Annotated in this window: 12 protein-coding genes; 4 read left to right on the plus strand and 8 right to left on the minus strand. The window is 67.3% G+C overall.

Going from position 1 to position 13379, the window contains the following annotated elements; translation table 11 throughout:
- Nucleotides 1-217: 217 nt before the first annotated feature.
- The 4 genes from R5H29_RS11865 to R5H29_RS11880 form a co-directional block, all read right to left on the minus strand.
- Nucleotides 218-2020 (minus strand): DUF885 domain-containing protein, encoded by a 1803-nt coding sequence (locus tag R5H29_RS11865; RefSeq protein ID WP_019661665.1) that lies wholly within the window; start codon nt 2018-2020, stop codon nt 218-220.
- A gap of 236 nt (nt 2021-2256) precedes the next feature.
- A complete protein-coding gene (locus R5H29_RS11870; protein WP_019661666.1) occupies nt 2257-2772 on the minus strand; it encodes a cytochrome c oxidase assembly factor Coa1 family protein in 516 nt (171 codons plus the stop codon).
- A gap of 25 nt (nt 2773-2797) precedes the next feature.
- Nucleotides 2798-5023, minus strand: a complete 2226-nt coding sequence (locus tag R5H29_RS11875; RefSeq protein WP_019661667.1) for a S9 family peptidase — start codon at nt 5021-5023, stop codon at nt 2798-2800.
- A 188-nt stretch (nt 5024-5211) separates the two neighbouring features.
- Nucleotides 5212-5901 (minus strand): glutathione binding-like protein, encoded by a 690-nt coding sequence (locus R5H29_RS11880; RefSeq protein WP_019661668.1) that lies wholly within the window; start codon nt 5899-5901, stop codon nt 5212-5214.
- Nucleotides 5902-6011: 110 nt separating this feature from the next.
- On the opposite strand from R5H29_RS11880, the gene R5H29_RS11885 reads away from it, so the two are divergent.
- Both R5H29_RS11885 and R5H29_RS11890 read left to right on the plus strand, forming a co-directional pair.
- On the plus strand, nt 6012-6653 hold the full coding sequence (locus R5H29_RS11885; RefSeq protein WP_019661669.1) for a TIGR00645 family protein: 642 nt from the start codon (nt 6012-6014) through the stop codon (nt 6651-6653).
- Nucleotides 6654-6854: 201 nt separating this feature from the next.
- On the plus strand, nt 6855-7856 hold the full coding sequence (locus R5H29_RS11890; RefSeq protein ID WP_019661670.1) for an energy transducer TonB: 1002 nt from the start codon (nt 6855-6857) through the stop codon (nt 7854-7856).
- Nucleotides 7857-7939: 83 nt separating this feature from the next.
- Here the strand turns inward: R5H29_RS11890 and R5H29_RS11895 are convergent, their stop codons facing one another.
- Entirely contained in the window at nt 7940-8194 is a 255-nt protein-coding gene (locus R5H29_RS11895; protein ID WP_134730910.1) for a hypothetical protein, read from the minus strand.
- 78 nt (nt 8195-8272) lie between these two features.
- Between R5H29_RS11895 and R5H29_RS11900 the strand changes: the two genes are divergently transcribed.
- Both R5H29_RS11900 and R5H29_RS11905 read left to right on the plus strand, forming a co-directional pair.
- A complete protein-coding gene (locus tag R5H29_RS11900; RefSeq protein ID WP_134735729.1) occupies nt 8273-9070 on the plus strand; it encodes an AraC family transcriptional regulator in 798 nt (265 codons plus the stop codon).
- Nucleotides 9071-9169: 99 nt separating this feature from the next.
- Nucleotides 9170-9880, plus strand: a complete 711-nt coding sequence (locus R5H29_RS11905) for a transposase (protein ID WP_032959053.1) — start codon at nt 9170-9172, stop codon at nt 9878-9880.
- Between the two features lie 24 nt (nt 9881-9904).
- Here the strand turns inward: R5H29_RS11905 and R5H29_RS11910 are convergent, their stop codons facing one another.
- The 3 genes from R5H29_RS11910 to R5H29_RS11920 are packed head-to-tail and all read right to left on the minus strand — an operon-like array spanning nt 9905 to nt 13355.
- The gene (locus R5H29_RS11910; RefSeq protein ID WP_332329218.1) at nt 9905-11089 is read right to left on the minus strand and encodes an ABC transporter permease; all 1185 of its coding nucleotides are present in this window, start codon (nt 11087-11089) and stop codon (nt 9905-9907) included.
- Nucleotides 11086-11832, minus strand: a complete 747-nt coding sequence (locus tag R5H29_RS11915; protein WP_021203318.1) for an ATP-binding cassette domain-containing protein — start codon at nt 11830-11832, stop codon at nt 11086-11088. Before R5H29_RS11915 ends, R5H29_RS11910 begins: the two co-directional genes overlap by 4 nt.
- Nucleotides 11829-13355, minus strand: coding sequence for an alpha/beta hydrolase (locus R5H29_RS11920; RefSeq protein ID WP_233653574.1), 1527 nt, complete (start codon nt 13353-13355; stop codon nt 11829-11831). Before R5H29_RS11920 ends, R5H29_RS11915 begins: the two co-directional genes overlap by 4 nt.
- Nucleotides 13356-13379 lie beyond the last annotated feature (24 nt).

Genomic DNA, 13379 nt, shown 5'->3' on the forward strand with positions numbered 1-13379 from the left:
CGGTATTCCGACCACGCAGAAGCGCGCCGCCGGCGTCGCGATCTGGGTGCCGAATCCGGCCCCGCCGGCGCGATTGCCGACACACGTGATTACCCCGCAGCGGGGAGGCGGCCGCGTCACCGCGGGTAGCGGCGGGGCCCGCGCCCCGGGGGGCCCCGCGGCCCCCGCCCGGCCGTCCCCCCGGGGGCCCGCGCGGGCCAGGCCCCCGCGCTACCGATTATTTCTGCCGGTACTTCGGCACGAACACCTTGTTCACCGCATCAGCCAGCTGGTCCGGCGGCAGCAGGCCCTGGTCGAGCAGGAAGTTGTTGAACGCAAGGCGGTCGAACTTCGCACCCAGTGCCAGCTCGGTCTGCATGCGCAGTTCCAGGATGCGGGTGTAGCCGTAGAAGTAGCTGCCGGCCTGGCCCGGCATGCGCACCATGTAGCGATCCAGTTCCTGGGTGGCCATTGCCTTGGACAGGCCGACCTGCTCCATCAGCACGCGCTCGCCGTTGGCGCGGTCGGTCAGGCCCAGGTTGAGCATCGGGTCCAGCATCGCGCGCGCGGCGCGCAGCAGGCGGAACTGCAGGGCGATCATCTGACCGTCCAGCGGTTCGTAGGGCACCATCTCGGCCTCGGCATACAGTGCCCAGCCTTCCACGTTCACCGAATTGAACGCGAACATGGTGCGTGCCAGCGACACGCCACGCTCGACCATCGCGGTGAACTGGAGCTCGTGGCCGGGGCGGCCTTCATGCGCGCTCAGCGTCCATGCTGCCGCACCGAAGTTGAAGTCGTCGTACTGCGCGCCCGGGCCCGCTGCCGGGTTGCCCAGCGGCAGCACGAAGGTGCCCTGCTGCCCGGTGTTGTTGACCAGCGGCGCCGGCAGGAAATGCGGCGCGGGACTGGCCGCGCTCTCGGCGGCCGAACCCAGGCGCATCTGCATGGCGCGCTGGGGCACGTCGACGATGGCATGCTCGCGGATCAGCGGATCGATCGCGTCGATCACCTTGCGGTAGTGGCCTTCCAGATGGTCGTCGGCGATCTTGTCGGCCTTCAGCGCGCGGATCACCGCCACCGGGTCGCTCGGGTCGGCCACCTTCAGGCCCTTGTCCTTCACCACCAGCGGCGCCAGCTGCTGCATCGCCGAGCGGGTTTCCATGAACTCCAGCTGCGCGCGCTGCATCAGCAGCTTCGGGTCGATGTCGATGCCGACCTGCTTGAGCTGGTAGGCGTACAGCGGCGCTGGCAGGCGCGCATCGGTGCGTGCCTTCGGCAGCACGTCCTTGCGGGTCCAGGCGGCGTAGTCCTTCATCTGCCCGGCCAGGGCCTTCATTGCTTCATCGGTGCCGGCGATCTGGTACTTCTTCAGCAGCGACTCGATACCGGTGATGTAGGTCTCGACGTTGTCCAGCGACTGCTGCACTTCGATCTTGGTCGGCTGCAGCAGGCTGGTGTCCTTCAGGCGCTCTTCATAGCGCTGGCGGGCCAGCGTGGTGAAGGCGGTGCCGCCCGGCTGCAGGCCGGCATAGGCCTTGAGGCGGTCGATCGCCTTGGCCCGGCGCTCGGCCGGCACCTGGTCGGACAGCAGCAGGTTGAGGCCGCTGAACACGGTCTGCGGCGCATCACTCCACGGCAGCAGGTATTTCTCGTTGAGCTCGCTGCCTTCGATGTTCTGGCTGGCGGCGTGGATCATGATCTCCAGGTCCTGGCGGACGTTGGGATCCTTCTCGGTGGCCAGCTTTGCCTTGAGTTCATCGCGGGCTTTGGCCATCGCGGCGCGATAGCGCTTGCCGTTGTCCGGGCCAAGGTCTGCGACCTTGTCGTCGTAGCCGGGAACGCCGAAGAAGCCGGTTTCCTCCGGCTGGAACGGGCCTTGTGCATCAAGCAGGATCTGCGCCAGTGCATTGCTGCGGGCAACCCAGGCCGGGCTGGCCGGGGTAGCGGCCTTGGCGGCGGGTGCGGCCAGCGCCGGTGGCGCAGACAGCAGCGGTGCGGCAGTCAGGGCCAGGGCAACGGCGAACGCAATCGGCTTCATGGTGCACTCCAGGACGGGGTTGCCCGCACCCTACGCGCTCACGGCGATGGCGACAATCGGCGGGAAGTCATGGCGGCTGGTTGTGCAGCCGGGGCTCCGCGGAAGCCTGCCGGCGTAGAGTCGACTGTCAGTCGACTATCGCGCGCAGCGCGGGGGTTTCGCTATCTGACCGAAGAGCAGTCGACTGACAGTCGACTCTACCCGGTCGACGTCCCGCAGTCGCCTGCCCGGGGAGGTCACAACGCGGCGGTCAGCGGGCATTCGCCGCGATCACGGCAGGCCTGCAGCTCGCACTCCTGCGCAGCCTCATCATCATCCAGCGCCGTCAGGTCGAAGGTCTGCTTGTCTTCGGCCAGCACGTACATCACCGGGTAGTCCCAGACATCGTCACGACGGATGCCCTGCACGAACAACCGCCCGCGTGCCTGCGGCCCTTCCAGCGCAACGGTCAGGCCAACGTCGCGCTGGCCGTTGATGGCGGTCTGCATGCTGCCCAGCGGCATCGATTCGATATGCAGCGGCTCGCCGAAGGCTTCCACCAGTTCGATGCTGCAGCCCGCGCGGCGCAACGCTTCGCGCATCGGTGGACTTTCGCGTGCCGCCTCGCTCCAGCGCAACAGGCTCCAGGTCACCACGCCACCGGCGCCACCCAGCACCAGCACCACCGTCAGCGGCATCGCCCAGCGCCAGTGGCGGCGCCACCATCCGGTGGACGTCTGGCGATGGGCGGGAATCGGCGGTGGCAGGGTCATCGGCGGGCTCCTTCCCGGTTGCGGATCAGGGTTTCAGGCAGCGTCCCAGGAAGGCTTCGGCCACGCGGTAGCGATGCAGGGCATCGGCGCCCGACAGGCCATGCTTGGCACCCGGGTAGGTCATCAGCTCGAACGGCTGTGCACGCTTCTGCAGCGCGCTCATCAGGCTGGTCGAGTTGGTGAACAGCACGTTGTCGTCGGCCATGCCGTGGATCAGCAGCAGCGGCGAGCGCAGGCCGTCGATATGGGTCAGCACGCGCGCTTCGCGATAACCGGCTTCATTGCGTGCCGGCAGATCCATGTAGCGTTCGGTGTAGTGGCTGTCGTACAGGCCCCAGTCGGTCACCGGCGCACCGGCCACGCCGCAGGCGTACTGGTTCGAGGCCTTGGCCAGCAGCATCAGGGTCATGTAACCGCCGTTGGACCAGCCCTGCACGCCAATGCGCGCCGGGTCCACCCACGGCTGCTGCTTGAGCCAGGCCACGCCGCGCAGCTGGTCGGTCACTTCCACCGTGCCCTGCTTCCCGTACAGCGCACCACCGAAGTCGCGGCCGCGACGCGGGGTGCCGCGGTTGTCCAGCGAGAACACCACGTAGCCCTGCTGGGCCAGGTACTGGTTGAACAGGTGATCACCGCGGCCGGGCCAACTGTCGGTGACGGTCTGGCTGGCCGGGCCGCCATAGACATACACCGCCACCGGGTAGCGCTTGGACGGATCAAACCCGGCCGGCTTGATCAGGCTGTAGTTCAGTGGGGTCTTGCCATCGGCGGCGGTCAGCGTGCCGAACTCGACCGGGCGCTGCGCGTCGCGGTAGCGCGCATACGGGTGCTTGGGATCGGCCAGGTCGTTCTCCACCAGCGTAGCGATCTTCTCGCCATTGGCGCGGAACAGCTCGATCTGCGGCGGCGTGGTGCTGTTGGACCAGCTGTCGACATAGACGCTGGCATTGCGGGCGAACGTGGCGCTGTGCATGCCCGGTGCCTTGGACAGGCGCTGGGGCTCGCCGCCCTGCAGCGATACCGCGTAGATCTGGCTTTCGCGCGAGGTTTCGATGCCGGCGCGGAAGTAGGCCTTGCCGGCCTTCTCATCAACCGCCAGCAGTTCGTCCACCGGCCAGTTGCCGTGGGTCAGCGCGGTGGTCTTGCCCTTGCTGTCGATGCGGTACAGGTGCTGGAAGCCGGTACGCTCGGACGACCACAGCACGCTGCCGTCTTCCAGGAAGCGCAGGCTGTTATGCAGCGGCACCCAGGTCGGGCTGGTCTCGTGGGCGAGCACGCGCTGGCGGTTGGAGTCGAGCGCCACTTCCACCAGGTCCAGCTGCTTCTGGTCACGCGACTGGCGCTGGAAACTCAGGTGCTGCGGATCGCGCCAATCGACGCGGGCCAGGTAGATATCCTGTTCCCTGCCGAGGTCGACCCAGCGCGGCTGCGCATCGGCGGCCGGTGCGATCACGCCCAGCTGCACGCGCACGTTGGCGTCGCCGGCGGCCGGGTAACGCTGCTCGATCACGTCGGTGCGGTCGGCATAGACCTCGTAGCGCTTCTGTACCGGCACCGGCGATTCATCGATGCGGGCAAAGGCAATGGCCGAATCATCCGGCGCCCACCAGTAGCCGGTGTGGCGATCCATCTCCTCATCGGCGACGAACTCGGCCACGCCGTTGCCGATGGTGGTGCTGCCGTCGTGGGTCAGCTGCAGCTGCTTGCCATTGGCCAGGTCGATCACCCACAGGTTGCGGCCGCGGATGAAGCTGACGAAACCGCCCTTGGGCGACAGCTTGGCGTCGGTGGCGAAACCTTCACCGTGGGTCAGCTGGCGCACGGCCGCCTGGCCCTGCTGCTTGAGGTCGTACAGGTAGAGTTCGCCGCCCAGCGGGAACAGCAGGCGCTGCGCGTCCGGCGACCACTGGTAATCAACGATGCCGGTCATCGCGGCGATGCGCTGGCGCTCGCGGCGTGCCTTTTCCTCGTCGCTGAGGGTCTCGGTGCCGGGCAGCACCACCTTGGAATCAACCAGCAGCCGGGTCTGGCCGCTACCGATGTCGTAGGTCCACAGGTCCAGCTGGTTTCGGTCGCTGTCCTTGCCGCGCAGGAAGCTGACCTGCGATCCGTCCGGTGCCACCTTGGGCTTCATCAAGGTCGGGCCGGACAGCGGCAGCGGACCGGTGATGGCTTCCAGGGTCAGCTTTTCAGCGTGGGCAGCGGTTGTGGTGGCAAGCATGAGGGCGAGCGAAGCGAACAGGTGGCGCATGGAGGATCCCGGCAAACGGCAGGTCCGCCTCCACGCGGGGCGCGGGACGGTCGTCCCCCCATCCTAACCAAGCCCGTGCGGGAAGGCAGCATGACCTTCTGCCCATAAGGCGTGCGGACGAGTGCCGACCAAGGGTCGGCACCCACCACCCGTAGATCCACGTCACGCGTGAATGACGCCGTCCTGGTTCAACGCTGGCCGAACAGGTGCTTGCGCTCTTCGTCGCTGAGCGGCTTGCCGGCGTTGGGGTTCACCTGCTGGCGCAGGGCATAGGCGCGCTGGGTGGCCGGGCGTGCGGCAATCGCTTCATGCCAGCGCTTGAGGTTCGGGAACGCGGCGAAGTCCACCGGCAGCGTGTCGTAGGCGCCGACCCACGGGTAGCTGGCCATGTCGGCGATGGTGTACTCATCGCCGGCCAGGAAGGCGTGCTGGGCCAGGCGCTTGTCCATCACCCCGTGCAGGCGGCGCACCTCGTTGTCGTAGCGCTCGATGGCATAGGGAATCTTCTCCGGCGCGTACACGTTGAAGTGGCCCATCTGGCCACTCATCGGGCCCAGGCCCGCCATCTGCCAGAACAGCCATTCCAGGGTGGTCACGCGGCCACGCGCGTCGCTGGGCAGGAAGCGGCCGGTCTTCTCGGCCAGGTACAGCAGGATCGCGCCGGACTCGAACACACTCTGGGGAGCACCGCCATCGGCCGGGGCATGGTCGACGATGGCCGGCATCTTGTTGTTCGGCGAGATGGCCAGGAATTCCGGCTTGAACTGGTCGCCCGAACCGATGTTGACCGGGTGGATGCGGTACTCCAGGCCGGCTTCCTCCAACAGCAGGGTCACTTTGTGGCCGTTCGGGGTGGGCCAGTAATACAGGTCGATCATGGCGGCGGCTCGGGGTGCGGAAAGGAACCTGAAGTCTAGTGCGTGAGTTGGGTTGGCACCGTCATGGCGGGCCGGTAACCTCGCGGCTCCCCCGAAACGCACTGTCCTGCATGAGCCACAGTCCTCGTCCCTTGTCCCCGTTGTCCTCGCTGATCTTCGCCTCGCGCTGGCTGCAGCTGCCGCTGTACCTGGGCCTGATCCTTGCCCAATGCGTCTACGTGTTCCTGTTCGGCAAGGAACTGTGGCACCTGCTGTCCCACTCGGTGTCGATGGGCGAACAGCAGATCATGCTGATCGTGCTGGGCCTGATCGACGTGGTGATGATCTCCAACCTGCTGGTGATGGTGATCGTCGGCGGCTATGAAACCTTCGTCTCGCGCCTGCGCCTGGAAGGCCACCCGGACCAGCCGGAATGGCTGAGCCACGTCAACGCCAGCGTGCTGAAGGTGAAGCTGGCGATGGCGATCATCGGCATCTCCTCGATCCACCTGCTGAAGACCTTCATCGCCACCAGCGCGTTGAAGGGACTGCCGCTGTGCAAACCGGAACAATGGGCAGCGGCAGTGTCTTCGGCGTCGACCAGTTTCTACAACGCTGGCGTCGATACCTGCACGACCATGACCCAGGAAGGTGTGCTGTGGCAGACCATCATCCACTGCGTGTTCATCCTGTCGGCGATCGGCATCGCCTGGACCGACAAGCTGATGTCCAACGGCCACAGCAAGTCGCACGACAAGGCACACGACCACTGAGGTCGCCGCCGGCCACGACATGATCACTGCGGCCCCACCCGGCCACCACCCCTTGTGCGGGGCGGTGGCCGGGATGCTAGATTGCATCCTCGCCGTTGCCGGCGGTGGCGTCGGGAAACGCCACCCTGCCGCGCCTGGACCACGGGTCCCGGCCATGCATATCAATGATTTACGTCACGTCGTCTTCTAGAGGGGAGCAGGATGTCGCACGTCTCAACGATCACCGCCGCGCGCCGGTGGCTGCCGGTTGCTTTGGCACTGGCGCTGGCCGCCTGCTCGGGCAAGGAAGAATCCGCAGCACCGGCTCCGGCCGCCGCCCCCACCGCCGCTGCACCGGCCGCACCGGTGGTCGCCGCCAAGGTGCAGTCGATGGGCACCGAGCAGCTGCGTGAGTCGGCCAGCCAGGCCCTGCGCGAGAACCGCATGTACGCGCCGGCCGGCGACAATGCCATCGAGTACTACCTCGCCCTGCGCGACAAGACCCCGGACGACGCCTCGGTGAAGAGCGCGCTGACCGACCTGCTGCCCTACACCCTGATCGCCGCCGAGCAGCACCTGGGCCGCGAGGACTACACCGAAGCACAGCGCCTGGTGGCACTGATCGAGAAGGTGGATGCCTCCGCGCCCGCCCTGCCGCGCCTGAAGGACGGTCTGTCCAAGGGCGTGGAAAACGCGGCCAAGCGCACCGAGACCGAAGCGGAGAAGGCAAAGAAGGACGCCGAGGAGCGCAGCAAGCAGCAGATCGAACAGCAGCGCCTGGCCGAACAACGCGCCAAGGAAGCCGACGCGGCCAAGCAGATCGCTGCCCAGCAGGACGCCGCACGCCGCGACAACGAACGCCAGGAAGCCGAGCGCCAGGCCGCCGCACGCCGCGAAGCCGAACAGAAGCAGCAGCAGGCCGCGGCCCAGCAGGCCAGCGCGGCGCGCCAGGCCGCGGCTGCCGCCGCGCCCACCCTGCGCCCGATTAGTACGCCGGCGCCGCGCTATCCGGCCGAGGCACTGCGTTCGGGAACGTCGGGCGAAGTGCTGGTGGAGATCACGGTCGGTACCGACGGCTCGGTGGTCAACGCCCGCGTGCTGCGCGCAACCTCCGGCCGCACCTTCGACCGCGAAGCCCTGAACGCAGTCAAGCGCTGGCGCTTCGAGCCGGTCAGCGCGCCGGTCACCACCCGCCGCACCCTGGTGTTCGCGCCAGGCGGCTGACCGCAGAAAAGGGGACGGAGGGGATTAAGTCGTTTCCGCCCCAAAATGACCACACGGCCCGGCATCTCCGGGCCGTGTCCGCTTCAGGAGAGGCTGTCAATCAGGCGTTGCAGTGCCGGATCGCGCGCGGCCAGCACCTGGAACAGGCCCAGCGCATGCAGGCCCGGCAGCAGCCCACGCAGATCTGCTTCGGCGGTGGCGCGGGTGGCGTCATCGCTGGCGGGGTCCTGCCAGTCACGGACGCTGGCGAGGAAGGCGCCCACGCTGCCCTTGCGCACGATGAGGCCGTTTACCTGCACGTCGTTCTGATGGTCGGGAAGAATGTCCTGGGGCTGCATCGGGGCGGCTCGTGTTGGAATGGGCGCCCAGTGTGGCGCGCGCGGATCGGCGCTTCTGCCGTATAACTGCCAATGGATATGGCAGATCAGACACCGACCGGCTTGATTGATCCGGCATTGGCGGACGCCGACGACGGCCCCATCGTGCTGGCCGGCCAGCTGCGCGTGCCCGGAAGGCGGCGCACCGCGCGCCACCAGCACGTGCGCGGCCAGTTGCTGGGTGCCCACCACGGCCTGCTGCGGATCGAGGCCGGCGACCTGCACTGGCTGCTGCCGGCGGGGCATGTTGCCTGGATACCGCCCTTGCTGCCCCACGCCCTGGTAGGGGCAGACGCATTCGATGGCTGGAGCCTGTACGTCCGCGCCGATGCCGGCCTGGATCTGCCGCCGCTGCCCCGCATTTTCCAACCCGATGTGCTGTTGCAGGCGGCGGTGACGCGGGCACTGCGTTGGCCGCATCAGGCACTGGACGCTGCGCAGGCACGCTTGGCCGGCGTCATCGCCGATGAGATCCGTGCCAGCACTCCCTTGCCACTTGCCCTGCCACAACCGCAGGATCGACGGTTGCGGCGGATCGCGGCGGCGCTGGCACGGTCGCCGGACGACCTTCGCAGCGTCGAAGCGTGGGCAGCCACCAGCGGACTGTCCAGCCGCAGTCTCGCCCGCCGTTGGCAGGCCGAAACTGGCATGACCTTGAGCCAGTGGCGGCAGCGCCTGCGCGTGCTGCTGTCACTGCCACGCCTGCTGGCAGGCGAACCCGTGATCAGCGTTGCGCTGTCAATGGGCTACGACACACCCAGTTCCTTCATCAGCGTGTTCAAGCGCGTGATGGGGGTAACGCCTGCGCGGTACGCAAAAGGGGACGGAGGGGATTAGGTCGCTTCTGACTCCTCCGATACGCCGGCGCGGCATTACCTGATGCCCCACGCCACGGTGCCGATGCCAGGCTGAGGCACCCTTCGACCTGGGAATCCCATGCCCCGACAAGCGCGCCTGATGCTGGCCGGCCAGGCCTATCACGTGATCCAGCGCGGTGTGAACAAGGGTGCGATCTTTGTCGACGACATCGACCGGCAACTGTTCCTGCATCTGCTGCACAGCGCTTTCCTCAAGCACCGCGTCGCACTGCATGCCTACGTACTGATGGACAACCACATCCACCTGCTGGCCACGCCATCCACGCAGCGTGGGCTGGCCGATGCAATGCGCATGCAGGGCAACAACTATGTGCAGGCTTTCAACCAGCGGCACGGCCGCACCGGTCCCCTGTGGCAGGGCCGCTTCCATTCCTCGATGATCGACAGCGACGCTTACCTGCTCAGCGTATACCGCTACATCGAACGCAATCCCGTTCGTGCCGGCATTGCGGTCAGTGCTGAAGATCATCCATGGTCCAGCGTGCACGGCAACCTTCAACGACGCGATGACCCCATGCTGACCCCGCATCCCGCATTCAGAGCGTTGGCCGCGACCGCTCGCAACAGGACGGCGGTGTATGCGCGATTCCTGCGCGATGTGAATGCGTCCGCCGATCTGCCCGCAATCCGCAGTCATAGCGCCAAACAGCGTCCGTTGGGGGATGCTGCGTTCCTGCGGATGGTAGAGAAGACGCTCGGGCGGCCGGTGGCAATGCGAAGACAAGGCCGCCCGCGCAAGGAGGGGACGGGAGGGGCAGAAACGACTTAATCCCCTCCGTCCCCTTTTTTGCGGTCAGCCGGAGATGGCCAGGCGCTCGTTGTGGTAGCGGCGCACGGCGGCGAACCACAGCATAGCGGCCAGGCCGAGGCTGGCACCGAGGTAGATCGCCCAGACCGTCGGGGTGATGGTCTCGTGGCGGATCACCTTCAGCAGCATCTGGTTCTGCGACAGGAACGGCACGGCGTACTGCCACATCTCGCTCTTCAGCGGATAGGCCACCAGGGCGTAGCCAGGCAGCATCGGCAGCAGCATCAGCCAGGTCATGTGGCTCTGCGCTTCCTTCATGCTCTTGGCCGCAGCCGACAGGAAGGTCAGCAGCGAGGTGCCGATCAGCAGCATCGGCAACATCACCAGCAGCATCTGCAGCATCGAGCCGACGTTCATGTTGAACTGGCGGCCGATGTTGCCGGGGGCGATCTGCGCGCTCACCTTGAACGCGACCAGGGTCAGCAGCAGCGACACGAAACCGACCACGCAGGCGGCGGCGATCTTGCCGCTGACGATCGCACTGCGCGAGCCCGGCGTGGCCAGCAAGGGTTCCAGTGACTGCCGCTCGCGCTCGCCGGCCGTGGCGTCCATCACCAGGTAGGCGCCACCGATGAACGAGGTCAGCGTCAGCAGTACCGGCAGCAGCATCGACAGGATCATGCCGCGCTTGGCCTCGGCACTGGCCAGGTCCTGGCGCGCCACGTCCAGCGGGCGTGCCACCTGTGCGTCGATGCCGCGTGCCATCAGGCGCAAGGCACCGACCTGGCTGTTGTAGGTGGCCAGCGCCGCCTCCAGGCGTGCACTGGGTACTTCGGCCGCGCGACGCGTGCTGTCCTTGATCACCTCCACCAGCGCTGGCTTGCCCTCGGCCCAGTCCTTGCCGAACTCATCGCTGATGCGCAGCGCCACATCGATGTCCTGGGTGCGGATGGCCTCGGCCAGGTCCTTCGGTGCCGGTGCGGTGTTCAGCCCCTGCGCGGCGAGGAAGCGCACCAGGTTCGGCGCGTTGTCCGCACCGATGGTCGGAATCTGCAGCGGTTGTTCGATCTGGGTGCGCACCCGGCTCTCGGCCAGCTTGCCCATGCCCAGCAGCAGCACCGGGTACAGCAGTGGCCCGAACAGCAGGGTCAGAAGCAGCGTGCGGCGGTCACGCGACAGGTCACGCAGCTCCTTGCGCATCACCGTCATCAGGGTCGACATCATGCTCATGCGTGCAGGCCCTCTTCGCTGCCGATCAGTTTCACGAACGCATCTTCCAGGTTGGATTCGCCGGCCTGCGCACGCAGTTCGTCGGCGCTGCCGGCGGCCATCACCGTGCCCTTGGCGATGATCACGATGTGATCGCACAGCGCGGCCACCTCCTGCATGATGTGGCTGGACAGGATCACGCAGCGACCCTCTTCGCGCAGGCCCAGCAGGAAGCGGCGCAGCGCGCGCGTGGTCATCACGTCCAGGCCGTTGGTCGGTTCATCGAGAATGACGTTGCGAGGGTCGTGCACCAGCGCGCGGGCAATCGCGGTCTTGGTGCGCTGGCCCTGCGAGAAGCCATCGGTCTGGCGGTCGAGGATGTCCCCCATGTCCAGCGCGTGCGACAGCACCTCGATGCGTTCGCGGATGCGCTCGGCCGACAGGCCATGCAGTTCGCCGAAGTAGGCGATGTTCTCGCGCGCAGTCAGGCGCTTGTAGACGCCACGCGCATCAGGCAGCACGCCGAGGTGGCGACGCACCTCCACCGGATTGCGCGCCGCATCGATGCCGTCGACAGTGATGCTGCCCTGATCGGGCGTCATCAGCGTGTACAGCATGCGCATGGTGGTGGTCTTGCCGGCACCATTGGGCCCCAGCAGGCCGGTGATGCGGCCATCCTCGGCGCGGAAGCCGACGTTGGACACTGCCTGGATACGGCCGGTGCGGGTGTCGAAGGCCTTGTGCAGGTTGTCGGCGACGATCATGGTTCCCATCCGTTGAACGAGGTGAACGCCGGCACGTAGCTCAGCGTATCCAGGCAGCCGGCATCCAGCGCCTTGGCATCGGTCGTGTCGATGAACTGGCCGAGCAGGCGCGGCATGCAGCCGGCGGTCAGCGTGCCGTGGCCCTGGCCACGGGCGACCAGCGCGCGTCCATTGGGCAGGCCCTTGAGGACCTGCTCGGCATAGCGCGGCGGGGTCACCGGGTCCAGTTCACCAGACAACAGCAGCGCCGGTACGTCACTGCGCAGCGGCACGGCATTGGCTGCCGGTGCCGGACGGTGCGGCCACACCGGGCAGGCCGCGAAGAACGCACTGGCCACCTCGTTGCCAAACAGCCGCTCGGGATCCTCGGCCGGCGCGTGGTAGCGCGGCGCATCTTCGCTGCAGATCACCGACCAATGCATCCCGCGGTTGATCTGGAAATCCATGCTGCGGTTCGCACCGCGTGCCAGCGAGGCGAGCGGCGCGTAGCGGCCGTGCGCGGCTTCATCAAGAACCAGCGGCAGCAATGAGGCGTACTGGGGTACGTAGGAAAACGCAAAAGCCAGGCCCACCACGCTGTCCGGTGTCAGCACATCCTTCCGGGTCCCGTAGGTGCCGGGGTCGCGATACTCGACCGGAACCGGTGCACGGCGCAGGGTCTCGACCACGCTGCGCAGCTGCGCACGGGTATCGGTCGGGAAGCGCTTGCTGCAGGTAACGTCCTTGCGGCACTGCGCCGACTGCAGGGCGATCGCGTCCTCGAATGTCCTGGCGAAATCGCCGCCCACCACCAGCTCATTCGGCACCACGCCATCGATGACGATGCTGCGGGTGTGCTGTGGATAGGTACCCGCATAGCGCTGGGCCACGCGGGTGCCGTAGGACGCACCGATCAGGTTGACCCGGTCCACGCCCAAGGCCTGGCGAACTGCGTCCAGGTCTGCAATGGCTTCGGTGGTGGTGTAGAAACGTGCGTCCGCACGTCCCTGCAGGGAAGCCGCACAGCGCTGGGCGTAGTCGCGCAGCGATGCCTCGGAAGGCGCGGCATCCTCGTCCATCGGCAGCTCCTTCCCGTCCGCGCCCAGGCAGCTGAGCGGGTTGGAACCGCCGGTGCCGCGCTGGTCGATCAGGAACACGTCGCGCTGTTTGCGCACCTGGCGCAGTGCAGTATCGACGATGACCGCCACCTCGCTGGCCGCCTGGCCGGGGCCGCCGGCCAGGAAGAACACCGGATCCGGCTGGCTGGCGCCGCTGCTGCCCGATTCAAGCCAGGCGATACGCAGGCCGATCCGGCGACCGTCAGGCTGGGCCCGGTCCTCCGGCACCTGCAGGGTGGCGCACTGCGCCTCCACGTTGGCGCTGGCACCTACCGTGGACAGCGTGCAGGGCTGGAAATCGATCGTGCCGAAGCGGCGGCCGGGTGCGTCAGTGGCGCCCTCGGCGCCGGGTGACGGCGGCTGGCTGCAACCGGCAAGCATCAGGCTGGCCAACGCTGCGGCCAACGCGAGGTGGAGTCTTTGCATCGTGCTCGTTTCCCCTGGAAGACG

This window comes from Stenotrophomonas sp. A3_2 (genome assembly GCF_036624925.1).
Taxonomy (GTDB): domain Bacteria; phylum Pseudomonadota; class Gammaproteobacteria; order Xanthomonadales; family Xanthomonadaceae; genus Stenotrophomonas; species Stenotrophomonas hibiscicola.